General features: G+C 69.3%; 21 protein-coding genes. 10 read left to right on the plus strand and 11 right to left on the minus strand.

Features of this window, described 5'->3' with window-relative positions; all coding sequences use genetic code 11:
• Window positions 1-187: 187 nt before the first annotated feature.
• A complete protein-coding gene (locus ABT085_RS21150; protein WP_351609886.1) occupies window positions 188-1,321 on the plus strand; it encodes a PP2C family protein-serine/threonine phosphatase in 1,134 nt (377 codons plus the stop codon).
• A gap of 98 nt (window positions 1,322-1,419) precedes the next feature.
• On the opposite strand, the gene urtE is transcribed toward ABT085_RS21150, so the two are convergent.
• From urtE to urtA, 5 genes are all read right to left on the minus strand, one after another.
• Window positions 1,420-2,112: an urea ABC transporter ATP-binding subunit UrtE gene (gene urtE, locus ABT085_RS21155; protein ID WP_351609889.1), complete on the minus strand. Its 693-nt coding sequence runs from the start codon at window positions 2,110-2,112 to the stop codon at window positions 1,420-1,422.
• A gap of 5 nt (window positions 2,113-2,117) precedes the next feature.
• Window positions 2,118-2,900, minus strand: a complete 783-nt coding sequence (gene urtD, locus ABT085_RS21160) for an urea ABC transporter ATP-binding protein UrtD (RefSeq protein ID WP_351609892.1) — start codon at window positions 2,898-2,900, stop codon at window positions 2,118-2,120.
• Window positions 2,897-4,027, minus strand: a complete 1,131-nt coding sequence (gene urtC, locus ABT085_RS21165; protein WP_351609895.1) for an urea ABC transporter permease subunit UrtC — start codon at window positions 4,025-4,027, stop codon at window positions 2,897-2,899. Before urtC ends, urtD begins: the two co-directional genes overlap by 4 nt.
• Window positions 4,024-4,911 carry an urea ABC transporter permease subunit UrtB gene (urtB, locus tag ABT085_RS21170; protein WP_351609898.1) on the minus strand — a complete coding sequence of 296 codons (888 nt, stop codon included), beginning with the start codon at window positions 4,909-4,911 and terminating at the stop codon, window positions 4,024-4,026. The genes urtC and urtB overlap by 4 nt, the downstream gene beginning before the upstream one ends.
• 95 nt (window positions 4,912-5,006) lie before the next feature.
• Window positions 5,007-6,260 carry an urea ABC transporter substrate-binding protein gene (gene urtA, locus ABT085_RS21175; protein WP_351609901.1) on the minus strand — a complete coding sequence of 418 codons (1,254 nt, stop codon included), beginning with the start codon at window positions 6,258-6,260 and terminating at the stop codon, window positions 5,007-5,009.
• 398 nt (window positions 6,261-6,658) lie between these two features.
• Here urtA and ABT085_RS21180 point away from each other — a divergent pair, with 398 nt between their 5' ends.
• Window positions 6,659-7,141 carry a MarR family winged helix-turn-helix transcriptional regulator gene (locus tag ABT085_RS21180; protein WP_351609903.1) on the plus strand — a complete coding sequence of 161 codons (483 nt, stop codon included), beginning with the start codon at window positions 6,659-6,661 and terminating at the stop codon, window positions 7,139-7,141.
• Window positions 7,142-7,242: 101 nt separating this feature from the next.
• On the opposite strand, the gene ABT085_RS21185 is transcribed toward ABT085_RS21180, so the two are convergent.
• Genes ABT085_RS21185 through ABT085_RS21200 form a run of 4 tightly spaced genes read right to left on the minus strand, consistent with a single transcriptional unit; the run spans window position 7,243 to window position 12,032 of the window.
• Entirely contained in the window at window positions 7,243-8,349 is a 1,107-nt protein-coding gene (locus tag ABT085_RS21185; protein ID WP_351609906.1) for an XdhC family protein, read from the minus strand.
• Window positions 8,342-10,468: a xanthine dehydrogenase family protein molybdopterin-binding subunit gene (locus ABT085_RS21190; protein WP_351609911.1), complete on the minus strand. Its 2,127-nt coding sequence runs from the start codon at window positions 10,466-10,468 to the stop codon at window positions 8,342-8,344. The genes ABT085_RS21185 and ABT085_RS21190 overlap by 8 nt, the downstream gene beginning before the upstream one ends.
• Window positions 10,465-11,457, minus strand: coding sequence for an FAD binding domain-containing protein (locus tag ABT085_RS21195; RefSeq protein WP_351609915.1), 993 nt, complete (start codon window positions 11,455-11,457; stop codon window positions 10,465-10,467). The genes ABT085_RS21190 and ABT085_RS21195 overlap by 4 nt, the downstream gene beginning before the upstream one ends.
• On the minus strand, window positions 11,454-12,032 hold the full coding sequence (locus ABT085_RS21200) for a (2Fe-2S)-binding protein (protein ID WP_351609918.1): 579 nt from the start codon (window positions 12,030-12,032) through the stop codon (window positions 11,454-11,456). The genes ABT085_RS21195 and ABT085_RS21200 overlap by 4 nt, the downstream gene beginning before the upstream one ends.
• A gap of 335 nt (window positions 12,033-12,367) precedes the next feature.
• Between ABT085_RS21200 and ABT085_RS21205 the strand changes: the two genes are divergently transcribed.
• The 3 genes from ABT085_RS21205 to ABT085_RS21215 all read left to right on the plus strand — a co-directional run bounded on the left by ABT085_RS21205 (window position 12,368) and on the right by ABT085_RS21215 (window position 16,389).
• Entirely contained in the window at window positions 12,368-12,967 is a 600-nt protein-coding gene (locus tag ABT085_RS21205) for a TetR/AcrR family transcriptional regulator (protein ID WP_351609921.1), read from the plus strand.
• 148 nt (window positions 12,968-13,115) lie between these two features.
• Window positions 13,116-14,840, plus strand: coding sequence for an FAD-dependent oxidoreductase (locus ABT085_RS21210; RefSeq protein WP_351609924.1), 1,725 nt, complete (start codon window positions 13,116-13,118; stop codon window positions 14,838-14,840).
• 520 nt (window positions 14,841-15,360) lie between these two features.
• Complete coding sequence (locus ABT085_RS21215; protein ID WP_351609927.1) at window positions 15,361-16,389, plus strand: 1-phosphofructokinase family hexose kinase; 1,029 nt, start codon at window positions 15,361-15,363, stop codon at window positions 16,387-16,389.
• A 28-nt stretch (window positions 16,390-16,417) separates the two neighbouring features.
• Here the strand turns inward: ABT085_RS21215 and ABT085_RS21220 are convergent, their stop codons facing one another.
• Window positions 16,418-18,028 carry a multicopper oxidase family protein gene (locus tag ABT085_RS21220; protein WP_351609929.1) on the minus strand — a complete coding sequence of 537 codons (1,611 nt, stop codon included), beginning with the start codon at window positions 18,026-18,028 and terminating at the stop codon, window positions 16,418-16,420.
• Between the two features lie 648 nt (window positions 18,029-18,676).
• On the opposite strand from ABT085_RS21220, the gene ABT085_RS21225 reads away from it, so the two are divergent.
• Together ABT085_RS21225 and ABT085_RS21230 are read left to right on the plus strand one after the other, a co-directional pair.
• Window positions 18,677-19,501: a hypothetical protein gene (locus tag ABT085_RS21225; protein ID WP_351609932.1), complete on the plus strand. Its 825-nt coding sequence runs from the start codon at window positions 18,677-18,679 to the stop codon at window positions 19,499-19,501.
• A gap of 150 nt (window positions 19,502-19,651) precedes the next feature.
• Window positions 19,652-20,638, plus strand: coding sequence for an NAD(P)H-dependent flavin oxidoreductase (locus ABT085_RS21230; RefSeq protein ID WP_351609935.1), 987 nt, complete (start codon window positions 19,652-19,654; stop codon window positions 20,636-20,638).
• Window positions 20,639-20,708: 70 nt separating this feature from the next.
• On the opposite strand, the gene ABT085_RS21235 is transcribed toward ABT085_RS21230, so the two are convergent.
• Window positions 20,709-21,326: a TetR/AcrR family transcriptional regulator gene (locus ABT085_RS21235; RefSeq protein WP_351609938.1), complete on the minus strand. Its 618-nt coding sequence runs from the start codon at window positions 21,324-21,326 to the stop codon at window positions 20,709-20,711.
• A gap of 320 nt (window positions 21,327-21,646) precedes the next feature.
• Between ABT085_RS21235 and ABT085_RS21240 the strand changes: the two genes are divergently transcribed.
• The 3 genes from ABT085_RS21240 to ABT085_RS21250 all read left to right on the plus strand — a co-directional run bounded on the left by ABT085_RS21240 (window position 21,647) and on the right by ABT085_RS21250 (window position 24,770).
• A complete protein-coding gene (locus ABT085_RS21240) occupies window positions 21,647-23,083 on the plus strand; it encodes an aldehyde dehydrogenase (RefSeq protein WP_351609940.1) in 1,437 nt (478 codons plus the stop codon).
• Between the two features lie 73 nt (window positions 23,084-23,156).
• On the plus strand, window positions 23,157-24,131 hold the full coding sequence (locus tag ABT085_RS21245; protein ID WP_351609943.1) for a GMC family oxidoreductase: 975 nt from the start codon (window positions 23,157-23,159) through the stop codon (window positions 24,129-24,131).
• A gap of 87 nt (window positions 24,132-24,218) precedes the next feature.
• Window positions 24,219-24,770, plus strand: a complete 552-nt coding sequence (locus ABT085_RS21250) for a GMC oxidoreductase (protein ID WP_351609946.1) — start codon at window positions 24,219-24,221, stop codon at window positions 24,768-24,770.
• The last annotated feature ends 359 nt before the right edge of the window (window positions 24,771-25,129 follow it).

Genomic DNA, 25,129 nt, shown 5'->3' on the forward strand with positions numbered 1-25,129 from the left:
TGAGGCTCGGGGGCGCAGCCGTAACGGCAGGGCACGAGGCGTCAGGCCGGACGACCACCCACTGCGTCGCGTTCGGACCCGGATCGCCTGCCGTGACCAGGGCCTGCCGTCCGGCGGGGCGCGGCCACCCTCCTGCCGAGCTTGCCTACGGTATGGGAGAGAATATCCCGTCTGTCCCGGAGGTCTCGTGCTCCGCAAACATGCGAAGAAGAAGGCGCGTCCGGTCGAGGCCATCGAACCACCGAGCACGGCCGAAACGGTGATCGTCGTCGCCTCGGTCACACTGGTGGTGGCGATCCTGGACGTCGTGTCGCAATCCCCGGTGTGGCTTCTCGGCCTTCTCGTGTTCCTTCCGGGGTCCGCATCGGCGCTGTGCACCGTCCGGCAGACCAAGTTCGTGTTCGCCTGGACCGAACTCGTGGTCATCGTGACCCTACTGGCCCGGCACGGTGAGGGGCGGCCATTGCTCGACAGGATCCTCATGATCCTGCTCACCCTCGTCCTGGGCGCCGCCTCCGTCTACGCCTGCCACCGCCGCATCAGCCGCGAGCAGGAGATGCTGCGGCTGCGCTCCACCGCGGCCGCGATGCAGCGCCACATCCTGCGCCCTCTGCCCATGGTCACCGATGACGTCCTGGTGAACGGTCTGTACGAGCCCGTGCAGGAGGACCGGCTGGTCGGCGGTGACATCTACGACGTCGTCGAATCACCCTGGGGGACCCGGGTGCTCATCGGTGACGTCCAAGGCAAAGGACTCCCCGCGGTCGGCGCCGCGTTCGCCGTCATCGGTGCCTTTCGCGCCACGGCTCACCACGAGCCGACCCTGACCGCTCTCGTCGACGCGCTGGACGCCTCCGTCGTGCGGCACAACTCCTACGCGGCGAAGACCGGCGACGACGAACGGTTCGTCACCGCGCTCATCCTCAACATCGATGCGGGCGCGGAGGCACAGGCCATCAATTGCGGCCACATCCTGCCGCAGGTGCTGCAGGAGGCCAGCGTGACGACACCGGTCCTCACGTCCGGCGTCCCGCTCGGTCTCGCCGACCTCGCCACCGAACCCGTGACCGTCGACTGGTTCGTCTTCCCGCCCGGCGCGACAGTGCTGCTGACCACGGACGGACTCACTGAGACCCGCGCCGACGACGGCGCCTTCTACCCCCTCACCGAGCGCCTGACCGAGCGCGTCGCCCAGCCCACGCCGCTCTCCCCCACCGACCTGCCGCGTGCGCTCTACGACGACGCACGTGCGTTCGCCGGGGACGACGAGCAGCACGACGACGTGGCGGTGCTGACACTCCGGCGGTCACCTAACCGCTGAGAGCTCCGGCGTTCGTGCACAGGCCACCCCGCTCACGGCGGGGGCACCGGGGCCGGCCGGACCGGCCTCGCCCGGCCCGTCTCGGTCCCGTCCGGGTCTCACACGCTGAGTACCGCCCGTACGGCCTGTTCGGCGGCTGTTCCGCCCTCGCCCGAGGACGTCACCCGCCCGGCCTCCAGTACGTAGTACTGCCGGGCGGCGCGCATGGCGAACCCGACGTGCTGTTCGACGAGGAGGACGGAGAGGCCGCCGCGCCGGGTGAGGGCGAGGATCGTCTCCTCGATCTCTGCGACGACCGACGGCTGGATGCCCTCCGTGGGCTCGTCGAGCAGCAGGAGCCTGGGGCGGGTGATCAGCGCGCGAGCGATGGCGAGTTGCTGGCGCTGGCCGCCGGAGAGCAGGCCGGCGCGGCGGCCGGACAGCTCGCGCAGAACCGGGAAGAGGTCCAGTGCCTCGGCGGTCGCCTCTCTGCCGTCGGGGCGGCCGTCGGAGACGAGTCGGAGGTTCTCGGCGGTGGTGAGGTGGGGGAAGCACTGCTGGCCCTGGGGGACGTACGCCATCTTGCGGGCGACCCGCTGGTGCGGGGCGAGGTGGGTGATGTCCTCGCCGTCGAGCCGGACGGTTCCGCTCCTGGGCTTGATGAGGCCCATGGCGGTGCGCAGCAGCGTGCTCTTGCCGGCGCCGTTGTGGCCGAGGACGGTGGCGACTCCGTCCTTCGGGACGGTGACCGTGACGCCGTGCAGGACCGTGGTGCGGTCGTAGCCGGCCTGGACGGAGCTGATCTCCAGCATCTGCCTCACGCCTCCTCGGCGATGGCCACGGCTGTGGCGGGAGCGGGCTCGGGTTCCGTGGTCCGGCCGAGGTAGACCTCCTGGACGTCGGCGTCGGCCTGGACCTCGGCGACGGTGCCCTCGCTGAGGACCTTGCCGGCGTGCAGGACACTGACGCTGCGGGCGAAGGAGCGCATGAAGTCCATGTCGTGCTCGATGACGACGACCGTGCGGTCCGTGCTGATCCGCTGGAGCAGCGCGCCGGTCGCCTCGCGCTCGTCGTGGCTCATGCCGGCGACCGGTTCGTCGAGCAGCAGCAGCCGCACGTCCTGGACGAGCAGCATCCCGATCTCCAGCCACTGCTTCTGCCCGTGGGCGAGGACGCCGGCGGGGCGGTCGCGCAGGTGGGTCAGCCCGGTGGTCTCCATCGCCTTCGCCACCGGCTCGGGAATGCCTGTTCGGCGCCGGAGCATCGTCCATGGGCCCCGTCCGGCGCCCGCCGCGATGTCGAGGTTCTGCAGGACGGTCAGCTCCTCGAAGACCGTGGCCGTCTGGAACGTGCGTCCGATCCCCATGCGGGCGATCTTGTGGACCGGCCTGCCCAGCAGGTCCTGGTCGCCGAAGCGCACCGAGCCCGTGGCCTTCACGAGGCCGGTGACGGCGTCGACCAGGGTGGTCTTGCCGGCGCCGTTGGGGCCGATGAGGAAGCGCAGGTCTCCGGGGTGGATGTCGAGGTCGACGCCGTCGACGGCCGTGAACCCGTCGAAGGTCACCCGCAGGTCGCGGACGGTCAGTCCCTCGCCGCTCATGCCGTCTCTCCCGTCGTACGAGTAGCGGTACCGGTGGCGGCACGGCGCCGGCGCAGGACGACGCCCAGGGAGGCCAGACCGCCGGGCAGGAAACCGACCGCGACCACGAACAGCAGGCCCTGGAGATACGTCCACGCGGCGGGGAAGGCGTCGGAGAGCGTGCTCTGCGCCCAGGCCACCGCGATCGCGCCGAGCACCGCGCCCACCAGCGAGGCCCGGCCGCCGACCGCAGCGCCGATGACGAAGCCGATGGAGGGCACGATCCCGATCAGCGCCGGGGAGATGATCCCGACCGCCGGGACGAAGAGGGCACCGGCCAGGCCCGCCATGCCGGCCGCGAGGACGTACGCGACGAGCTTGACGTTGGCCGGGTCGTAGCCGAGGAAGCGTACCCGCTCCTCGGAGTCCCGTACGGCGACGAGGAGTTCACCGAACCGGCTGACGAACAGCTGGCGCGCGCCGATCATCAGGAGCAGCAGGACGGCGGCGATGACGAAGTACACCATCCGCTGGTTGACGGGGTCGTCGAGGGAATAGCCGAAGAAGCCCTGGATGTCGGTGAGGCCGTTGGTGCCGCCTGTGGTGGCCTGCTGGCCGATCAGCCAGATGGACAGGGCTGCGGCCAGCGCCTGGCTGAGGATCGCGAAGTAGGCGCCTCTCACCCGGCGGCGGAAGACGAAGAAGCCGAGGAGCGCGGCGACCGCCATCGGCAGCAGCACCGTCATGGCGAGGGCGAAGCCCGGATCGGCGAACGGCCTCCACCACCAGGGCAGGGTGTCGCCCGTGCCGTACAGCTGCATGAAGTCGGGCAGGGTCTCGCCGGTGGCGGCCGCGTCGGCGAGCTTGAGATGCATGGCCATGGCGTAGCCGCCGAGGCCGAAGAAGACGCCCTGGCCGAGCACCATGAGCCCGCCGCGGCCCCAGGCGAGGCTGACGCCGACCGCGACGATCGCGTAACACAGGTACTTCGCGAGGAGGTTGAGGCGGAAGTCGGAGAGAAGGACCGGTGCCACGCCGAGGAGGAGTACGGCGCCGAGAACGAACCCGGCGGGGACGCGCAGCCGCTCCGGCCAGGACGGGGACGGCGGGGTCACCGCGGGCGAGGTGAGGGGGGTCGTGGTCGTCATGCCAGGCTCCGGGTGCGCAGTGTGTACAGGCCCTGGGGTCGCCACTGCAGGAAGGCGACGATCGCCACCAGCACGATGACCTTGGCGACGCTGACCGTCGTCGAGTACTCGAGGACCGATTGCAGGATGCCCAGCGCAAAGGCGGTGATGACACTGCCCTTGAGCTGTCCGATGCCGCCCACGACGACGACCAGGAAGGCGTCGACGATGTAGTTGGTGCCCATCGTCGGGCCGATCGGGCCGACCAGGGTGAGGGCGACGCCGGCCACGCCCGCGAGGCCCGAGCCGATGAAGAAGGTGATGCGGTCGACGTGCCCGGTGGCGATTCCGGACACCTCGGCCAGGTCGCGGTTCTGGACGACGGCCCGGATACGGCGGCCCAGTGGCGTGAGTTTCAGGACGAGGGTGAGGACGAGGACGCTCAGCAGGGCCAGACCCAGGATGAACAGGCGGTTGTTGGCGAAGGTGATGCCGCCGCCCAGCGCGATGTTGCCGGTGAGGATGTCGGGCGCGGCAGTCTGCACGTTCGGGGCGCCGAAGATGTCGCGGGCGAGCTGCTGGAGCATCAGCGACACGCCCCAGGTCACCAGCAGCGTGTCCAGCGGGCGTGTGTAGAGGCGGCGGATGAGCAGCCATTCCAGCAGGGCGCCCATGGCTCCGGCGGCCAGGAAGGCGATCGGCAGGGCGACGAGCAGCGAGACGCCCGCGCTGCTGATGGACCTCTGCAGCACGTACGTGGTGTAGGCGCCGGCCATGATGAACTCGCCGTGCGCCATGTTGATCACGCCCATCTGGCCGAAGGTCAGGGTCAGGCCGAGGGCGATGAGCAGCAGGACGGCACCGATGCTGATGCCGGTGAGGGACTGGTTGAGGATCACCGTCATGGAGTCGGCTCCGGGTCGGGGACAGAAGGCGTACGCGTGTGCCGTGGGCCCGGCCCTGTGCAGAGGGCCGGGCTCAGTGCCGGGCGGGGCGTGGCTCAGGAGAGTGCGGAGGCCCAGGAGTAGCCCTTGAGGTACGGGTCCGGCTTGACCGGCTTGCCGGAGTTCCACACCTCGGTGATCAGGCCGTCGGAGCCGACCTTGCCGATCCGGGCGGTCTTGTAGACATGCTGGGTGGCGCCGTCCACGGTCACCTTGCCCTCGGGGGCGTCGAGTTCGATGCCGTCGGAGGCGGCTTTCACCTTCGCCACGTCGAAGGACCCGGCCTTCTCGACCATCGCCTTCCACAGGTGGACGGAGATGTACGCGGCCTCCATCGGGTCGGAGGTCGGCTTGTCCTTGCCGTACGCCGCCTGGTACGCGGCCACGAACTTCGTGTTCGCCGCGCCGGGCGTGGTCTCGTAGTAGTTCCAGGCCGTGAGCTGGCCGTCCAGGTACTGGGTGCCGATGCTCTTGACCTCCTCCTCGGCGATGGAAACCGAGAGCACCGGCAGGCTCTTCGCGGTCAGGCCCGCGGACTTGTACTCCTTGAAGAAGGCCACGTTGGAGTCACCGTTGAGGGTGTTGAACACGGCGTCCGCACCGGCGCCCTTGACCTTGTTGACGATGGTTCCGAACTCCGTGGAACCGAGGGGGGCGTAGTCCTCGCCGACGACCTCCATGCCGTTGGCCTTCGCGTACGCCTTGATGATTTTGTTGGCGGTACGCGGGAAGACGTAGTCGCTGCCGACCAGGTAGAGCTTGGTCAGGCCCTGCTTCTTGAGGTAGTCCAGCGCGGGCACGATCTGCTGGTTGGTGGTGGCGCCGATGTAGAAGATGTACGGCGACTGCTCCAGGCCTTCGTACTGCACGGGGTAGAACAGCAGCGACTTGTACCGTTCGAAGACCGGCTTGACGGCCTTTCGGCTGGCCGAGGTCCAGCAGCCGAAGGTGGCCACGACCTTGTCGTCCTTGATGAGGGCCTCTGCCTTCTCGGCGAAGGTGGGCCAGTCGGAGGCGCCGTCCTGGCTGACGGCCTCGAGCTTCTTGCCCAGCACGCCACCGGCGGCGTTGATCTCCTTCACCGCGAGCAACAGCGCGTTGTGGACGGTGACTTCACTGATCGCCATGGTGCCCGAGAGCGAGTTCAGCAGGCCGACCTTGACTGTGTCGCCGGACGTGTCGGCCTCGGCGCCGGAGCCGGTGGACGCGTTGTCGCCCGTCTTGGCGCCGCACGCACTGAGGGCGGCCGACGCGCCTGCGGCCGAAATGGCGGTGAGGAGACCGCGTCGGCTGATGCTGAACCCTGACATGCACAACCTCCTTGCCCCGAAGGGCGATGCGAAGAGAGCGGAAAGACTCTGGGGAGGGAATGAAGGGGCACGCGCTTCAGAAGTGGCGGTGTCGGCGCACGAGTTCCCCAGCCGTTCCGGGGTGGTGTCCGGGCTGGTCGCTGAAGTGCGACACAGCCTGCGGGGAAACTGTTTCAACCGCGTTTCGGAGCAATTGAAGAACAGTTTCCAGTGAAAGTAACCCGGGCGTCCGAAATCGAAGAAGTCGCTGCCGAATACATCCGTCGAGGGCATCACGACAACGGCGATCAATGCTTCCCACGGAAAGGAACAGTTATTCTGATTCCCTCTTTTCAAGAGCCCGGTCATCGACGGTGGCCTCGGGCGCACCGTTCGGCGAGCACGAGTGGAGGAGCACGATGGCGAGACGGCCCCAGGAACTGGTCTACCTGCTCACACGGGCCGAACGCCTCGCCGAGCGCCGAGTGCAGTCCGTCCTGGAAGAGTTCGAGTGCTCCGTGGAGGCATGGCGGGTGCTCGACCTGCTCTCCGACGGGCAGGACCACACCATGACCGCCCTTGCCGGCCACGCCTTCCTGCCGGCTCCCAGCCTCACCAAACTGATGGACCGACTCGGCGACCAGAACCTGGTCCACCGTCGCATCGACCCGGCCGACCGGCGCCGCGTCCTGGCCCGTCTCACCCCACGGGGCATGCAGCACTGGCAGTCGATGGCGCGTGAAGTGCGGTCCGACTGGCGGGACTTGGACCACCTGCTCGCGAGCGAGGAACTGCAACGCCTGCTCGCAGAGCTCGCCGAGGCCCTGGAAGGACGGTGCACCACCGTTGCGGCGCGCCTCAGAACAGGGCGTACGGCAAAGGCAGTCGAGCGAGCACATTGAAGTCGGGCTCGACCCGGCCCCGGCTGCGGGGGCAGGACCCGGGCGGACCGGCCACGCGGGTCCCGCTCACCTTGCGTCAGGTGTGGTCTACACGGGAAGAGTCAGTGGATCGGTGTTGCCGTGCCGCTCAGGGGACGACCCGTTCCGCCTCGGTGGGCTGCGACGATCTCAGCCGCGATGGACAGGGCGGTCTCCTCGGGGGTACGGCCTTTCAGGTCAAGTCCGATGGGCGACTTGAGCCGCGCCAACTCCTCGTCGCCCAGGCCTGCTCCACGCAGTCGGCGGTCCCGGTCGGCATGGGTACGGCGTGAACCCATCGCGCCCACGAAGGCGACTGGCAGCCGTAGTGCGACCTCCAGCAGGGGGATGTCGAACTTGGCGTCGTGCGTCAGGACGCACAACACGGTCCGTTCGTCGGTCCTGGTGCCCCGCAGATAGCGGTGCGGCCAGTCCACGACGACCTCGTCCGCTTCGGGGAAACGGGCCGGCGTGGCGAACACCGGCCTGGCATCGCACACAGTGACGTGAAAGCCCAGGAACTTGCCGGCCCGTACCAGTGCCGCGGCGAAGTCGACCGCGCCGAACACGATCATCCGCGGCGGCGGTGTGCCCGCCTCCACGAGCAGGACGAGGCCGTCCGGGCAGTGCGAGCCGTCCGGCGAGAGCTCGACGGTGCCTGTGCGGCCCGCATCGAGCGCGGCCCGGGCCTGTGCCGCGGCTGTGCGGTCGAGGCCGTCGTGCATCCCGAGACCGCCTTCCGCGGAGCCGTCGCCATGTACGAGGACGGCAGTACCGAGGTGCTCGGGCGAGCCCTCGACGACTCGGGCCAGGGCCACCGGCTCGCGCTTGTCCAGGGCGTTCAGGGCGGATTGCAACAGGGCCCTGACCGGTGTGTCCGCGAGCACGGGCGTGACGATCACGTCGAGGACGCCGCCGCAGGTCAGGCCCACGGCGAAGGCGTCCTCGTCGCTGTAGCCGAAGCGTTCCACGATGCCGCGCCCGGTCTCCAGCGCCTGAGCGCACAGGTCGTGGACCGCGCCCTCGACGCAGCCCCCCGACACCGAGCCGATGACGGTGCCGGCCCGGTCGACGGCCAGGGCGGCACCGGGGCCGCGCGGTGCGCTGCCGCTGACGGACACCACGGTGGCCACGGCGATGTCACGGCCGTCGTCCAGCCAGGCCCGCAGTTCCGGGAGCAGGTCAAGCATCGGTGCCCGCCGTCGAGAGAACGCGGTCCGGGCGGATCGGCAGGCTGCGATGCCGTACGCCTGTGGCATGCCAGACGGCGTTGGCGATGGCGGCCGCGGCGCCGACGATGCCCACCTCGCCGATGCCCTTGATGCCGGACGAGTCGTCGGGGTCGGCGTCATCCACCCAGTCCGCCTCGATGTGCGGGACGTCGGCATGCGTGGCCACGTGATAGCCGGCCAGGTCGGCGCCGACAACGCCGCCGAACGCCGGATCGCGCACGGCTTCCTCGTGCAGGGCCATGGAGATGCCCCAGATCATGCCGCCGGTGAACTGGCCGCGCGCGGTCAGCGGGTTGACGATGCGCCCGGCGGCGAAGATGCCGAGCATGCGTCGTACGCGGACCTCGCCCGTGGCCGGGTCCACGGCGACCTCGGCGAACTGGGCGCCGTAGGAGTGGCGTTCCAGGTTCGCCAGCGCGGCGATCTGTGCGGTGGTGTCCGATCGCACGGTGATTCCCTCTGCGGGTATCGCCATGCCGGGGACGAGGCGCTCTCGCAGGTCGCGGGCGGCCGCGATGACGGCCATGGACCAGGAGCGCGTGCCCATCGAGCCGCCCGCGATCATCGCGAAGCCGAACTCGCTGTCCCCGATCAGCACGGTCACCCGCTCCGGGGGGACGTCGAGGGCGTCCGCCGCGACAAGGGTGAGCGCGGTCCGTGCGCCGGTGCCGATGTCGGCGGCCGATATCCGTACGGTGAAGCGGCCGTCGGCTTCAGCGGTGATGGTGGCGGTGGAGGGGGCGGCCCCCGCGGGGAAGGACGCGGCGGCGGTCCCGGTGCCCAGCAGCCAGCGACCGTCGCGCCGCACGCCCGGGCGGGGGTCCCGCTCGGCCCAGCCGAAGCGGCGCGCTCCTTCTTCAAAGCAGGCGCGCAGGTTGCGGCGGGCGAAGGGCAGCCCGGAGACCGGGCCCCGGTCGGGTTCGTTGCGCAGCCGCAGTTCGATCGGGTCGATGCCGCACTTCTCGGCGAGTTCGTCGAGTGCGGCTTCCAGGGCGAAGGATCCTGGCGCCTCACCGGGTGCGCGCATGAAGGTGGGGCTGGGGACGTCGAGCCGGACGACGCGGTTCTCCGTGTGGTGGGCGTCGGCGTCGTACATCACCCGTGCCACACCGGCGCTCGGCTCGACGAACTCGTACACCGTGGCCGTGCGGCTCACCGAACGGTGGTCCAGGGCGCGCAGCCGTCCGTCGGCGTCCGCCCCGAGCCTGACCCGTTGCACCGTCGGGCTGCGATGCCCGGCCAGCGTGAACATCTGGGGCCGGGTCAGCGCCACGCGCACCGGCCGCTGGAGGATCATCGCGGCCATCGCGGCCGCCACCTGGTGAGCGCGCACGCCCTTGCTGCCGAAGCCGCCGCCCACGTGCTCCGAACGCACCCGGACCGATGCGGGATCGAGCGAGAACAGGTTCGCCAGCTCGCCCAGCACCCAGGTGGCGCCCTGGTTGGAGTCGACGACCTCCAGACGGCCGTCCTCCCAGCGGGCGGTCGCCGTATGGGGCTCCATGGGGTGGTGGTGTTCCTCCGGGGTGGTGTACTCCTCGTCCACGACGGCGGCCGACGCGGCAAGTTCGGCTTGCAGGTCGCCCTTGTCCGTCACCCCGGGCATGTGGCCGTCCACCGGGTAGGAGTCTGGGTGGTCTCCGTCGAACTCGGTGTCGTGCGGAAGCAGTTCGTAGTCGATGACCAGGGAATCGGCCGCCTCGCGCGCCTGTTCGGGCGTCTCCGCGACGACGAGGGCCACCGGCCAGCCCAGGTGGGGCACCGTGTCGTTCTGGAAGACGGCGTAGGTGGGATCGGGCTTGATGCCCATCAGTCCGACGTAGTCGGTGTTCAGGCGTGGGGCGCTGCGGTGGTCCAGGACGGCGAGGACACCGGGCATGTCGAGGACGGGAGCGCTCGCGATGTCACGAACGCGCCCCCGTGCCACGGTGGACAGCACCAGCCGGCCGTAGCAGAGTCCGGTGAAGGGGATGTCGCCCGCGTAGCGTGCCGCGCCGGTCACCTTCTCCCGGCCCTCCACCCTCGTATGAGCCGTACCGACCGCGCGTACGGCGGTCTTCTGTGCCGTGGTCGTCATCGCGTGGCCTCCTCGTGGAGCTCGCTCAGCACGGCCACGGTCAGGTTGCGCACGAGGGTCACCTTGTATCCGTTGCGCGGCAGCGGCCGGGCCGCCCGCAGTTCGGCTTCGGCGGCGGCCGCGTACGTCTCGGCGGTGGCGGGCGCCCCGATCAGGACCCGCTCCGCGGCACGGGCGCGCCAGGGCCTGGAGGCGACCGCGCCGAACGCGAGGCGCGCGTCGCGCACGATGCCGTCGCGTATGTCGATCGCGGCGGCCACGGATGCGAGGGCGAAGGCGTAGGAGGCGCGCTCGCGTACCTTGCGGTACCGGGAGCGGGCCGCGACCGGCACCGGCGGCAGTGAGACGCCGGTGATCAGCGCACCCGCCGGCAGGGCCGTCTCGCGGTGCGGCGTGCCGGCGACCGGCAGGTACATCCCCTCCAGCGGCAACTCGCCCGATCCGTACGCGGTTTCGTAGTGCACGACGGCGTCGAGGGCGGTCAGGGCGACGGCCATGTCCGAGGGGTGTACGGCCACACAGGTCTCGGATGCGCCGAGGATCGCATGGTTGTGGTGCTCGCCGCTCAGGGCTGGGCAGCCGCTGCCGGGGGTGCGCTTGTTGCACGGCTTGGTCGTGTCGGTGAAGTAGGCGCAGCGGGTGCGCTGGAGGAGGTTGCCGCCGACCGTGGCCATGTTGCGCAGCTGGCCGGAGGCACCGGCGAGTACGGCCTGGGCCAGCATCGGATAGTGGCTGCGGACGTCGGGGTGGGCGGCGAGGTCGCTGTTGGTGACCGTGGCGCCGACGCGCAGTCCGCCGTCGGGCGCCGGCTCGATCAGGTCCAGCGGCAGATGCCGTACGTCGACGAGGCGAACGGGCCGTTCCACACCGCACTTCATCAGGTCGACCAGGTTGGTCCCGCCTGCGAGGTAGCACGCGTGCGGATCGGCGTCGAGGAGGGCGACGGCACCCGGCACGTCGGGGGCCCTGCGGTAGTCGAACTCCTTCATGCGGCCGCCTCCGCGGTCCGTGTCCGGACATCCGCGTCCGGCGAGGCGTCCGCCTCGGCGGCTCGTGCGACGGCCTGGACGATCGACGTGTAGGCGCTGCACCGGCACAGGTTGCCGCTCATCCGCTCGCGGATCTCCGCGGGGGTCAGGGACGGCGGCCCGGCTGCCGGACGTACATCGCCCGAAACGGCACTCGGCCATCCGGCGGCGTGCTCCGCGAGCATGCCGATCGCCGAACAGATCTGTCCGGGTGTGCAGTAGCCGCACTGGTAGCCGTCCAGTTCGAGGAACGCCTGCTGAACAGGATGCAGCCGGTCGCCCTCCGCGACACCTTCGATCGTGGTGATCTCGCGCCCTTCGGCCGCGACCGCGAGTTGCAGACAGGCCACCGTCCTGCGGCCGTCGACCAGGACGGTGCAGGCACCGCACTGGCCTTGATCGCAGCCCTTCTTGGTGCCGGTCAGGTCGAGCTGCTCGCGCAGGGCGTCGAGCAGGGTGGTGCGGTGATCGACGGGCAGTGTGTGCTGCTCGCCGTTGATGTGCAGGGTGATGACACTGGACGTCGTTAAGTCCATGAACAACTTCCTTCTCACACAAACTGTTTGACGTACGCCGACCTCGGCGCGGCGCGGGACGGCCACGTGCGGTGCGCGTCGCCGTGGTGATGGCGTGTGCGGCATCGCAGGTGATCCGGCCCGCGCGGGGATGTCGGTGAGGGCGCTCGGATCGGCAGGAATGGGCGGCACGGCTGTGAATGGAGCGCTGATGTCAGCGGCGGACTGCCGTGCGGGCCCCGTCCCTCGCTAGACTGGACCTCAACCGGACAGCTGTCCGCTACCTGGAAACGTAACGGACAGTTGTCCGCTTAGCAAGGGCGCGCTCCAGCCACGCACCTTGAGGGGAGTGACCATTGCAGAAGGACGGGAACACCCCTCTACGCGCGGACGCACAGCACAACCGTGAACGCATTCTGCGCACTGCTCTGAGCGAGCTGACCCGGTGTCCGGCCGCGCCGCTCAGCGCCATCGCCAGGAAGGCGGGAGTCGGCCAGGGCACGTTCTACCGCAACTTCCCCAACCGCGAGACCCTCGTTCTGGAGATCTACCGCCACGAGATGCGTCAGGTCGCCGACAGCGCGAGCGATCTGCTCCAGGAACTGCCGCCGACGCAAGCACTGCGTACCTGGATGGACCGGCTGGCCGAGTTCGCCATGGCCAAAGCGGGGCTGGCCGAGGCGATGCGCCTGGCCACCAGTGCGCCGGGAGGCCCCGCCAAGCCCTCCCCCACCCCCCTCACCACGGCGGCCGGGCTCCTGCTGCGCGCCAACGAGGAAGCGGGCACCACACGCCCCGGGGTCACCCCCGACGACTTCATCCTCGCCATCGCAGGCCTGTGGCAGCTGACCCCGGACGAGGACTGGCGCCCGCGCGCCGCCCGGCTTCTCGACCTCGTCATGGCCGGGTTGCGGGCGGGCGCCCCGGGCCGCGTCCCGCCGTCCGACAGTGAGTGAGCCCGGCCCCGCCCGCTCGGGGTAACGCTGCCGCGACTCGCCCGACACTCTCCGTCACGGCATACCAAATGTCCTTGTTGCTACGTTATGGCGGCTCGATGACCGCAGCAGGCGGCCCTCGGCGACAAGGTCGAGGAGACCTCAGGACATGGGCCGACCCACGCGCCGCGACGTGCTCAGAGGAACCGGCGCGCTCGGCGCCACCGCCGCCCTCCACGGAGCACTGGGGGCACCGGCATGGGCGAGTCCCGGAAACGGCGAGGGCGACATCGTCGACGTGGCGGTCATCGGCGCCGGAGTGTCCGGGGCGTACGCGGCCTGGCGGCTGCTCGGCCGGGAAGCCAAGGGCAGCCGCGTACTCGACAAGTTGCGCCGGCGCCGCCGCGGCCCCCTCAAGGTACGCCTCTTCGAGGGCAGCGAGCGGATCGGCGGCCGCCTCTTCTCCGTGACTCCACCAGGCATGCCACACCTGCACGCCGAACTCGGCGGGATGCGCTACCTGAGCAACCAGCCCGTCGTCGCCCAACTCGTGGACCACCTCGAACTGCCGACCGCCCCCTTCCCGGTCGACGAACCGCAGAACCTCGTCTACCTGCGCCAGCGCCGGTTCACCCAATCTCAGTGGGGCGATCCCAAAACCGTGCCCTACGACCTGCCGGCCGCGATCCGGGGCATGACACCGGACGACGCGCTGCTGTCCGTCATCAAGCGCTACGTCCCCGGCGCCGCCTCCATGGACCACAAAGCGTGGGACAGGATCAAGCCGACGGCCAAGGCCGACGGACGCCACCTCTACGACATCGGATTCTGGAACCTGCTGCTCGACGCGGTCGGACAGGAGGGCTGGTCGTTCCTCCACGACGGCTTCGGATACGGCTCGGTCGTCGACAACGTCAACAGCATCGAAGCCATGGAGGCATCGGTCGCGGACTTCATCGGCTCACCCCCACCTCAGTACCGGTACCTGACCGACGGCTACCAGACCCTGCCCCAGGAACTGGCCCGGCGTTTCAAGGCGGAGGGCGGGACGATCCACCTCCACCACCAAGTACGACGGATCGACCGCGACTCCCTCCACGGCGAGGACCTGCTCACTCTCACCCTCGCCGTCTGGCCCGGGGGCCGACCGCTCAAAGTCCGGGCACGCCACGTCGTCCTGGCCATGCCCCAGCGCTCGATCGAACTGCTGGACCCCGACACCTTCCTCTTCGCCGGCGACCAGTTCCTGTCCGACCTCGGTTCCATCCTCCCGCGACCGGCCTCCAAGCTCTTCCTCGGTTACGACCGGCCGTGGTGGGAGAGCCTCGGCCTGAAGTCCGGCCGCTCGGTGACGGACCTGCCGCTGCGTCAGACCTACTACTGGGGTGTCGAGGGGAAACAGCCCGGCGCCGACCCGGCAAACCGCAACGCCCTGCTGCTGGCCTCGTACAACGATCTCAGCGACGTGGAGTTCTGGAACGAGCTGCTGCCACGGCCGAACCGGCTCGCCCCGGTGGCGGTGACCCGGCCACCACGTCCGCTGGACGCGGCAGCACCGGGAACTCTGGTCGAGGAGGCACAGCGCCAACTGCGCGAGCTGCACGGCCCCCGCGCCCGCATTCCCGAGCCGACGTCCGCCTACTTCCAGGACTGGGTGCAGGACCCGTACGGAGCCGCCTACCACTTCTGGCAGGTGGGGGCCAAGAGCTGGGAGATCATGCCGCGCATGCGCCGCCCGCGCCCCGACGCCAACCTGTACGTGTGCGGATCGGCATGGTCGACCGGACAGGGCTGGGTCTACGGCGCGCTCACCCAGGCGGAGCTGATGCTCGAGGAACACTTCGGCCTGCCCCGCCCGACCTGGCTCCCCTCAACCGTCTACCTCGGCCCGTAGACCGCCGACGTCCCGCATCCGGCGGAGAGTACGACCACTCCCTCATCGCCGGTACGGCCTGCCGAGGACCCGCCCGGCCGGGACCGGCCAGGGGGTCCAGGCCGGCAGGACCGTACCGGTGACGCAAGGAGGTGCGCCGGGCCGCCGGACGGGCTAGCGTCGAGGCTGGGTACGGGTCGGCGATGAGAGACCCCGCCGTCAGTCCGATGGCAGGCGGAGCGGGAGCCGACCTCGACGGGCCGTGCGCAGGATCCTCGGGTGCCGGGTGCCCGCTCCGTCGGCAGCTCGGCCAGGAACGTGGGGAGCAGACCATGGCCTCCCTGTCTGCCCACTACAGGCTCGGTCGGTGGACGGGCACCGACGATGCCTTCGATGCCGCCGGAATCGCCGCCGCGGGCATACGGAAGACGGTCGGCGCCGAGATCGACGACGCCTTCCGGCAGGCCGCGCGTGACCGAATCACTGCTCGGCAAACGGCGCGGCGGGCACCAGCCGTGCCGAGCCGGGCCGCGTCTTCGCGATGAACACGGCACCAGCGCCGGATTCCCCCGCGACCGGGACAGTGCTCACCGCGGCCGGGACAGGTCTCACCGCGGCCGGGACAGTGCTCACTCTGACGTTGAACCCTGCCGTCGACATGTGCTGGGACGTCGGCCACCTCGCCGACATCGGCAAGAACCGCGCTCGGGTCAGGTCGGTGACCGGCGGGGGCGGGGGCATCAACGTCGCCCGCGGTGTGACACGGCTCGGGGGACGGGCCGTCGCCGTCCACACCGCCGGCCGCGAGGTCGGCCGACGCCTGTGCAGACTGCTGGACGAAGAGGGGCTCGATCACATCGCCGTCGAGATCGCCGGCGAGACCCGCGAAGCACTCGTACTGCTGGAGACCGAGTCGGGCCGCAGCCATCACATCGTCCCGCCCGGTCCACACCTCGACGACCACGAGGGACGGCGCTGCCTCGACGTGCTGGTGAAGGCGATCGGCGCCTGCCGCTATGTCGTGGCCAGCGGCAGCCTGCCCAGCGGCCTGCCCGACGACTTCTACGCAGCCGTCGCCCGCCAGGTCAGGGCGGCCGGAGCCCGGCTGGTGCTGGACACGTCAGGCCCGGCGCTGCGGCACGGGCTCGCAGAAGGCGTCTACCTGCTCAGGTGCAACCGGGCCGAGGCCGCCGACCTCATCGGCCGGGACGTCACCGGCTTCGACGACGCCCGAGCCGTCAACGAGCATCTGCTCACCACGGGTGCCGTCGAGGTCGCCGTCACCGCGATCGACGACCTCGGCGCCCTGTGCTCGACCCGTCACGGCCACACCGAACTGCGTGCACCACCGCCGCCCGGGCAGCTGGTCAGCGACGCCGGGGCGGGAGACAGCATGGTGGCCGCGCTCGCCACACGGCTGAGCGCCGGGGACGATCCAGTCAGCGCCTGCGCGCTGGGGGTGGCCGTGGCGGCCGCATCGGTGCTCACCCCCGGCACCGAGCCCTTCGACCGGGAGGTCGCCGAGTCCCTCCGCCGCAACATACGCACGACATTCCACGCCGCCCCATGACCGGGAGTCCATGATCCTGCCGGAGTCGTCAGTGGCCGTGAGAGCCGCCGTGGCCGTGAGCTTCGCCCTGGCCGTGCTCGGCGTTCTGGTCGCCATGGCCGACGATCGTCCACGGGCGCATCAGATCGTCGTCTTCGTGTTCGAGAAGGTGGCAGTGGTGAATGTACGTCGCCGGAAGCTCGGTGCCGCTGCCCGGGATCGACGCGATCGTTGCCTTCGGCGGGGTGAATTCCGGAATGATGATTCTGGTCACCGTCTCCGGATAGGATTTGAACGTGTCCTTGTTGGACAGTGCTTCGTCCGGGTCGGGCGGAATCGGTGGACCGGTGAAGTAGTTCTCCACCTTCGGCAGGTCCTTCGGTTTACGGCCTCTTGAAATCCATTTTTCATAATCCGCGTTGTAGCTCGCGGCGTCGATCGGCTGCCTGTTCAGCACCTGGAAGTTGATGAGGTGGACATGCATCGGGTGGGCGTCGTGGTTGGGATTGATGTACTCCCAGATCTCGCTCGCGCCCTCCTTGATGAAGTCCTGGGACGGTGCCTCGAACGGCACCGCGTTGAACGTCATGGTCTTGAAGAGCTTGTGCTGGTACACGACCCATTGCCGGCGACGGGTGTGCGGCTTCGGCTTGACCGGCACGACCCTCGGCAGCCTGAGTTCCTTGGGCGGTCGGCTCCTGTCCCCGCCTCCGGACGCTTCCTTGGTGACCCGGAACTCCATGATCTCCCGGATCTCCGGCCCCTCGCCCGGCATGCCGGGGTAGTGGACCGGCGCATGGTAGTTCGTCAGCCTGACCTTCGTGCCCATGGGCACCTGACTGAAGTCGATGACCAGGTCGTACCGCTCGGCCGGCGAGATCAGGAAGTTCAGCATCTGCAGCGGCTCACGGAAGCCGCTGTCGGTGCCGATCAGCCAGAACGGCAGGTTGACCTGCGGCAGCGCGTCCCTGGGCCAGGCCTCGAAGCGCAGCCGCCAGAACCGCTCGTTCGAGGCGTTGAGAAGGCGCAGCCGGTAGCGTCGCCGTTCGACGTCCAGATAGGGGAATGCCTTCCCGTTGACGACCGGGGTGTCCTCGCCCTCCCTGAGGGCCATGGAGTACTTGAGCGAGCCGTCCGGGCCGAAGGTCCGGTCCTGCAGGATGAGCGGGACCTCGAACTCGCCGCGCGGCAGCCCGAGCCAGTCGTCAGCCGGCTCACGGACGAGCCAGAGACCGGCCAGACCCGCGTAGACGTTGAGGCTGGTCATCCCCATGCCGTGGTCGTGATACCAGAGCATGCACGAACGGTCGTGGTTGGTGTAGGCGTAGATAGCCTCGTTGCGCTTGACCCGGCCCGGTTCCAGGGTGCTGTAGGCCGCGGCGTGGATGCCGTCGGAACTGAACGACTGCATGGGCATGCCGTCGGACTGCGGCGCCGTGAAGCCGCCGTGCTGGTGGACGGTGTTCCACACGTTGACGTTCGAGGGGAAGGGCAGGGTCGCTTTGTAGGGGGGTGGCGGGGTGGGGGTGAGCTCGTCGCACCCGCCGCGAATGGCGTCGATCACCGTCTGGAACAGGTGGGTGGTCGGCAGTTCGTTGCGGTACTTGACGACCGTCGGGCGGTCCGTGGTGACGGCGACGGTGGGTCCGAGGTAGCCCATGCCGGTCGGCTTGTGGGGGGGTGTGCGGGTTGTGGGCCCAGTAGCCCCACACCGTGGCCGGTCCGAGATCGCGGTGGAATTGCCACGAGCCCTGCCGCATCGTGATCTCGTAGTAGTCGGCGCCCGGATAGGCGGACGGATCCGGGACCGCCGTCGGCGGCATGGGCAGCGGATCGACATACCGTTCCAGGTGAGGGGTGTGCGGGACCGGACCGCTCGGGCACACCGCCCGGTCGGCCGGTACCGCGTATGCCCGCGCTCCCGGACCGCCGCCCTGGGGAAGCAGGGCCGCGCCTCCCAGGGCACCGGCCTTGAGGAATTTCCTTCGCTCGACCATCGTCTCCGGCCTTTCGTCGCCTGGCGTGGCGGTCAAGGGATACAGGGGCGGTTCGGAGCACTGCCGCAGCACGCCGGGCACGTCAGGGAAAGACACTCATTGAGCTCATTTCGGCATTAATTCAATAATGCATCGAAATAGGGAATCGAATTATTACCGCAAGTCTGGGCGGAACGTTTTTCTGGCACCATCCGCCGGGCGGTGGAGCCCACGGTCCGGACCCTGTCGGCGGTAGTGCAGCGAGTGCGGGCCGGGCAGGCGCGGAACGGCTACATTCGGCATCCACATCCACGATTTCTCTGGGGGACGCCATGACGGACGACGCTCAACAGCACTCCGAGGGGCCTCTGTTGAACCTGGGCTGCCTGATGCTGCTGCTGGTGTTCGGCGGGCTGGCGACGATGCTGTACGGCCTGGGGGTGCTGATCTTCGGCGACACCCCGGCCTTGTCCGCCGCCACCGTCATCCTCGCGGGTCTGGCCGTCACGGCCTTGGGTGTCGCCGTCATCAAGCGGTTCCCCGATGCCGCTCAGATGAAGGGGTACGCCCCGTCCGCCCGCGTCACCCGCCTTGCGGCCGAGCGCTCCCTGGGCGATCACGTCTTCACCCGCAAGAACACCAGCCCGCTGGAGATCGTGGTCGCCATGGCGGCCATCGGCGCTTTGATCGCAGGAGCGCTCTGGGGTGTGAACTGGGTCCTCAGCCAGACCGGAACCGAGATCCCGGGCCTCGACAAGCTGGTGACCACCTTGGTGCTCTACCTGCTCGCGGTGCTCCTCCTGGTGATCATCGCGCTTCCGGTCATGCTGTGGAGAATGCCCAAGGGGTTCGTCCGCACGCATCTGTACGCCAACGGTCTCGTGTACACCTCCTACGGCCGCCCTCTCGTCGTGACCTGGGACGACGTCGACCGTCTCGTGCTCTCACGGCAGATCCACGGAGCCAAGCTCTTCGGCGACAAGGTGGTCGCCTACCACGTGATCTCCCACCGCGGACGCCGCCTGCGCATCGACGCCCACCCCCACCTGGACTCCGATCCCATGGGCGAGCACATACTCAACGCCGTACGGCTGCGCCGGCGCCCGGTGCTGGAGGGCGGCCCGGCGGCGGGCGACGCCGGTCACCGGCGGATCTGACTCGTTCTGCTGCCCTCTCGGTGTCTTCAGCCGATGACGGTGGTGGCTTCGATCCCGACCAGATGGCCGGGCGCATCCAGTGCCGCAATCCCCCCAGCACCGGAGTCGCCTTTCAAAACGCAACCCAGCCGCATTCGCTAACGTCTAGCCATGTTGCATACGAGATTTACCGAAATGTTCGGTATCACCTATCCGGTGATGGCGGCGCCGATGGCCTTGCACAGCGGCGGAACGCTCGCCGCCGCGGTCTCCGCGGCCGGCGGGCTCGGCTCCTTCGGGGGTACCCATCCCTGGAAAGGGCCTGACTGGATCCGTGCGGAGATCGCGACCGTCCGCGCCACGACGGACCGACCGTTCGGGGTCGGCTTCATCACGCCGCTCCTCCCCTTCACCGAGCCGCATTTCGAGGCCGCTCTGGAAGAACGACCAGATGTCGTCGCGCTGTCGTTCGCCGACCCACAGCCGTGGCTTGCCCGCGCCCGGGCCGCGAGAGCCCGGGTGATGTGCCAGGTGCAGAACTACGACGACGCCCAGGCGGCCGTCGCCGCGGGTGCCGACGTCCTCGTGGCGCAGGGTGCCGAGGCCGGTGGCCATACCGGGACGATGGGCCTCCTGCCGTTCCTGGCCGGGATCGTGCGGCGTTACCCCGATGTCCCGGTGCTGGCGGCGGGGGGCATCGGCGACGGACGGACACTCGCGGCCGTCCTCACCGCCGGGGCGGACGGCGCCTGGCTGGGCACGGCGTTTCTCGCCACGCCCGAAGCGATCGAGGTACACGATGTCCACAAGCGTCTGATCGTCGAGAGTGACGGCGGCGACACCGTATGGACGCGGGCCTACGACATCGTGTCGGGGCTGCCGTGGCCGGCGAACATCGGTGAACGGGTGCGCCGCAATCGGTTCACCGACGAGTGGTCGGAGCGCGAGGCGATGCTACGGGACCGCAAGGAGGAATTCGCGCCGCCGAAGGACGTCAGCCCGGTCGAGGGTCTGCCCGATCCCGACACGAGCGCGATTCTCTATGGCCAGTCGGCGGTCTTCGTCGATGCCGTCCGTCCCGCCGCAGAGGTGGTCCGGACGATCGCCGACGAGGCCGAGGCGATCCTGGCTGCACGGCCTCGATCGCTGCTGCGCTGACGAGGTCCCCCGCTCGCGCGGGCATGGTTCCGGCCGCTCTCCGGGAACTGCCGACGGTGGCGCCGCTCCGTCATTCCCGTGATGTCGCCGAGGCGTGCTCGGTGATCGCCTCGAACAGCAGGAGACCCTGATCCACCAGTTCCTCCCGTGAGACGCCCAGCTCTCCGTTGAACCAGCTCAGCAGCATCTCGCTGACCGCGCCCACGACGGCCACGGACAGCGTGGCAGGGTCGATCCGGGGATCATGACGGCCTTCCCTCAGGAGGGACTCCACGAGTCCGCTCATATGTCGCAGGCCCAGACGCCGTTCGCGTGCCGTGAGAGGACCGGCGCCCAGGGATTCCGTGAGTTTGACGCGCCCTTTTCTCGAGTCCTCCAGAGAGAGTCCGACGACGGCATCGATCACGTTCCGGGCCCGGACGCGCAGCGGCTGGTCCGTGGCGATCGCGTCGGCGCAGCGGGCGACCTGTTCCTCGTAGATGTCTCTCATGAGCGCCGCCATGAGGTCGTCGAGGGACGTGAAGCTCTCCGCGAAGTACCTGTCCTTCAGCCCGGCATGACGCAGTACCGCCCGGATGGAGGTGTGGGCGTATCCCCGGTCGGCGAAGAGTTCGAGGCCGCTCTCCATGAGACGTCGACGGCGCAGCGAAGTGCGCTCTTCCGCCGTGGCTCCGCCATATGTCCTCATGAGGTGCCACCTCTCCGACGGCGGGCATGGATTGCGCACCCGTATTTTTCCCATCTGGTGGCAGATTACCCCAGATGGGTGTAATGTCGATTTTATTCAGTCGTGAATCATGAAAACGCTCCCCAGGGCCGGTACCAGGCTCAAGGGACGTCGCACATGCGGCCCGTCCGCGGGTTCGACGCGCCGGGCCACCGCGCAGGAAAGCCATAACCGGCAGCGGCCTGCGTACCGCGCTGAGCACCCTTGTGCCCGCTGGTCATCCACGTACCGAACACCACGGAGTTCGTGGCCTCAAGGCCATGCCGTGGGGAGAGTCCACCATGGATCCCCACCATCTGTTCATCGACGGACGCTGGGTGCACACGTCCGGCGGCCAGGTCATCAACGTCGTATCCGCGAGTACCGGCGACCATCTCGGTGCCGTGCCGGACGGCTCCCGGGACGACATCGACCGGGCGGCCGCGGCCGCTCGTGCCGCATTCGACGCGCCGACCGGATGGGCCTCCTGGGGCCCTGAACGCCGCGCGACCGCCATGATCCGTCTCGCGGATGCGCTCGATGCCAGGAACGAGGCGACGTCCGCCGCCGTCAGCGCGCAGAACGGCATGCCGATCACCGTCGCCCGGTCCTTCGAAGGCGTGGTGCCGTCGGCCCTGCTGCGCTACTACGCGGGTCTGGCCGACAGCACGACGGCCGAGGAACTGCGCACCGGACTGCCCCGCGGCACCACCCTGGTCCGCCGGGAACCCGTAGGCGTCGTAGCCGCCATCATGACCTGGAACTTCCCCCAGACCATCGCCTTCTTCAAGGTGGCCCCGGCTCTGGCGGCCGGTTGCACGCTCGTCCTCAAGCCGGCTCCGCAGACGGTCCTCGACTCGGTGCTGCTCGCGGAGGCGGTCGGGGAAGCGGGCATCCCCGACGGCGTGATCAACATCGTTCCGGGCGGTCGCGACACCGGCGCGTATCTGGTCTCCCATCCCGACATCGACAAGGTGTCGTTCACCGGATCCACCGGAGCAGGGCGCCAAGTGGCCTCCGCATGCGCCGAGTTGCTGCGGCCGGTGACCCTGGAGCTGGGCGGCAGGTCCGCCGCCGTCGTGCTCGACGACGCCGACCTCGCCGCGAACGCGGAGCAGTTCTTCATGGCCACTCTGCTGAACAACGGACAGACCTGCTACGCGAGTAGCAGGATCCTGGCCCCCCGCGGCAGGTACCAGGAAGTGGTCGAGTTCTGTACGGCGATGGCCCATGACGCCGTCGTCGGTGACGCGCTCGACCCCGCCACGCAGATCGGCCCCCTCGTCAGCGAGCGTCAGCGCGAACGGGTCCTGGGTTACATCAAGACCGGACTCAGCGAAGGGTCTCGGCTCACCACCGGAGGAGACCGGCCGGCCCGCTTCGACCGTGGCTGGTTCGTCGAACCCACCGTGTTCGCCGACGTCGACAACTCCTCGACCATCGCGCAGGAAGAGATCTTCGGCCCGGTCCTCACGATCACGCCCTACGACGGCGAGGACGAGGCAGTGCGCCTGGCGAACGAGTCGGCCTACGGCCTCGCCGGCACCGTCTGGACCTCGGACCTGGACCATGGCGCCCAGGTGGCCCGCCGCATCCGTACCGGCACCGTCGGGCTCAACGGCTATCTTCCCGACCTCACCTCCCCCTACGGAGGGCGCAAGGCCAGCGGGCTCGGCAGCGAACTGGGGCCCGAGGGGCTCCATGCCTACCAGCAGTTCCAGTCGATCTACCACCCTTGACGCCACGGCCCGCATCCGTCGCCCGGCTCGGGCGAGTCCGGGCGACGGCCGCCCGCCGGGCGAGGAAGTCACCATGGATTCCACCGGAACCGACAGATTCGACTACGTCATCGTGGGCGCCGGCAGCGCCGGTTGCGTACTCGCGGACCGCCTGAGCCGCGACGAGCGCATCCGCGTGCTGCTTCTCGAAGCGGGCGGCCCCGACACCGACGAACTGATCCACGCCCCAGCAGCGCTCGGCATGCTCTTCGGAACACCTGCCGACTGGAGCTACCGGACGGTCGAGCAGCCCCGGCCTGGCCGCACCTTCTCCTGGCCACGGGGCAAGACCCTGGGCGGCTCGTCATCCACCAACGTCATGATCTACATCCGGGGCGACCGGCACGACTACAACAGCTGGCGCGACGAGCACGGAGCGAAAGGCTGGGGCTACGACGACGTTCTGCCCTATTTCATGAAGTCCGAGTCGAACAGCCGCCTCGGCGAGCCCTACCACGGTTCGCACGGACCCCTGCACGTCGAGGACCGCGTCTACACCCACGAACTCTCACAGTCCTGGCTGGACGCCGCCGTGGCATGGGGACTGGACCGCAACGACGACTTCGCGGGTGCGTCCCCTGCCGGTGCCGGCCTCTACCAGGTGACCTGCCATCACGGGCGACGGTGGTCCACGGCCGACGCCTACCTGCACCCGGCCCTCGGCCGACCCAACCTCACGGTACGCACCAACGCCCTGGCCACAAGGATCGCACTCGACGGATCACGCGCGGTCGGCGTCACCTATCTGCGGGACGGACAGGAACGGACGGCCCACGCCGACCGGGAGATTCTGCTCTGCGGCGGATCCATCAACTCGCCCCAGCTGCTCCTCCTCTCGGGCATAGGCGATCCCGGCGAGCTGCACGATGCGGGGATAGACGTCCGAGTCCCCCTGCCCGGGGTCGGGCGCAACCTGCAGGACCACTTGATGACTCCCGTCGTGTGGGAGACCCGGAACTCCACCGACATCGTCCGGGACCTGCTCACCCCGGACAACCTCGAACGGTAGCGCGCCCACGGCGACGGGCCCTTCGCCTCCAACTACGGCGAGGTCGGCGCGTTCCTCAACGTCACAGATGACCGAGACCGTCCCGACGTGCAGTTGGTCGGAGGCGCCACGGCACTCGTTCTCAGCGGTGAGGAAGAACCCGACCGGCCGGTGTTCACGATGAACTGCGTCCTGCTGCACCCGCGGACCCGCGGCACCGTCTGTCTCCCCTCGCCCGATCCGCAGGCCCCACCGCTGATCGATCCCCGGTACTTCGACGTGCCCGCGGATACGTCAGCCATGGTCGCCGGACTCAGAGCGGTCATGGGCATCGCCCACTGCGCACCGTTCGCCCCATACCTGGCACGGTCGTACCTGCCGGCCGGTGACGACCTGAACCGTCCGGACGCCATGAGCGACGCGGCTCTCGAGGAGCACGTCCGCAGATGGAGCGCCACGGCCTACCACCCGGTGGGCACCTGTGCCATGGGAAGCGGACACGACGCCGTCGTCGATCCGGATCTGGAGGTCTACGGAGTCGAGCGGCTCCGCGTCGTCGACGCCTCCGTCATGCCGACCGTCACCAGCGGAAACACCAACGCACCCACGATCATGATCGCCGAAAAGGCTGCCGAACTCATCGCGGAGCGACCCTGCTGAACCCGAGTCCCCCGGAACCGGACCATGGCGGTCTGCTTCCACAGGGACGCTCGTGGGGTGATTCACCGTACTCATCAGCACCCATGTGGGTGATCGGCGCTGCCAGGTCCGCCTGGCAGCGGCCGTCCGCCCTGATCGCCCGTATCCTCGGTGGAGGCCACACGCCCACGGAGTCCGGACGCACACGGGGCAACGGCGGCCGGAACACCGCCGTCATCTCAAGGAGTGATGGACCGTTGACTTCCTCCCCCTCCTGAAGGAGGGGGATTCCTACGGCTCGCGCCGTTGGGGTTTCTGCTTCATCGCCGACTGCCCGAGTGGTCGTCGCCAGGCTCCCAGCCGTCAGGGAACGGCGTGCC

The organism is Streptomyces sp. NPDC002265, assembly GCF_040296125.1.
In the GTDB taxonomy this organism is placed as follows: Bacteria; Actinomycetota; Actinomycetes; order Streptomycetales; family Streptomycetaceae; genus Streptomyces.

Excerpts from the sequence above, each read along its gene's own strand:
- urtE (WP_351609889.1), bottom strand. The coding sequence starts at position 2,112 with ATGCTGGAGATCAGCTCCGTCCAGGCCGGCTACGACCGCACCACGGTC.
- urtD (WP_351609892.1), bottom strand. The coding sequence starts at position 2,900 with ATGAGCGGCGAGGGACTGACCGTCCGCGACCTGCGGGTGACCTTCGAC.
- urtC (WP_351609895.1), bottom strand. The coding sequence starts at position 4,027 with ATGACGACCACGACCCCCCTCACCTCGCCCGCGGTGACCCCGCCGTCC.
- urtB (WP_351609898.1), bottom strand. The coding sequence starts at position 4,911 with ATGACGGTGATCCTCAACCAGTCCCTCACCGGCATCAGCATCGGTGCC.
- urtA (WP_351609901.1), bottom strand. The coding sequence starts at position 6,260 with ATGTCAGGGTTCAGCATCAGCCGACGCGGTCTCCTCACCGCCATTTCG.
- ABT085_RS21180 (WP_351609903.1), top strand. The coding sequence starts at position 6,659 with ATGGCGAGACGGCCCCAGGAACTGGTCTACCTGCTCACACGGGCCGAA.
- ABT085_RS21185 (WP_351609906.1), bottom strand. The coding sequence starts at position 8,349 with ATGCTTGACCTGCTCCCGGAACTGCGGGCCTGGCTGGACGACGGCCGT.
- ABT085_RS21190 (WP_351609911.1), bottom strand. The coding sequence starts at position 10,468 with ATGACGACCACGGCACAGAAGACCGCCGTACGCGCGGTCGGTACGGCT.
- ABT085_RS21195 (WP_351609915.1), bottom strand. The coding sequence starts at position 11,457 with ATGAAGGAGTTCGACTACCGCAGGGCCCCCGACGTGCCGGGTGCCGTC.
- ABT085_RS21200 (WP_351609918.1), bottom strand. The coding sequence starts at position 12,032 with ATGGACTTAACGACGTCCAGTGTCATCACCCTGCACATCAACGGCGAG.
- ABT085_RS21210 (WP_351609924.1), top strand. The coding sequence starts at position 13,116 with ATGGGCCGACCCACGCGCCGCGACGTGCTCAGAGGAACCGGCGCGCTC.
- ABT085_RS21215 (WP_351609927.1), top strand. The coding sequence starts at position 15,361 with ATGAACACGGCACCAGCGCCGGATTCCCCCGCGACCGGGACAGTGCTC.
- ABT085_RS21220 (WP_351609929.1), bottom strand. The coding sequence starts at position 18,028 with ATGGGCTACCTCGGACCCACCGTCGCCGTCACCACGGACCGCCCGACG.
- ABT085_RS21225 (WP_351609932.1), top strand. The coding sequence starts at position 18,677 with ATGACGGACGACGCTCAACAGCACTCCGAGGGGCCTCTGTTGAACCTG.
- ABT085_RS21230 (WP_351609935.1), top strand. The coding sequence starts at position 19,652 with ATGTTGCATACGAGATTTACCGAAATGTTCGGTATCACCTATCCGGTG.
- ABT085_RS21235 (WP_351609938.1), bottom strand. The coding sequence starts at position 21,326 with ATGAGGACATATGGCGGAGCCACGGCGGAAGAGCGCACTTCGCTGCGC.
- ABT085_RS21240 (WP_351609940.1), top strand. The coding sequence starts at position 21,647 with ATGGATCCCCACCATCTGTTCATCGACGGACGCTGGGTGCACACGTCC.
- ABT085_RS21245 (WP_351609943.1), top strand. The coding sequence starts at position 23,157 with ATGGATTCCACCGGAACCGACAGATTCGACTACGTCATCGTGGGCGCC.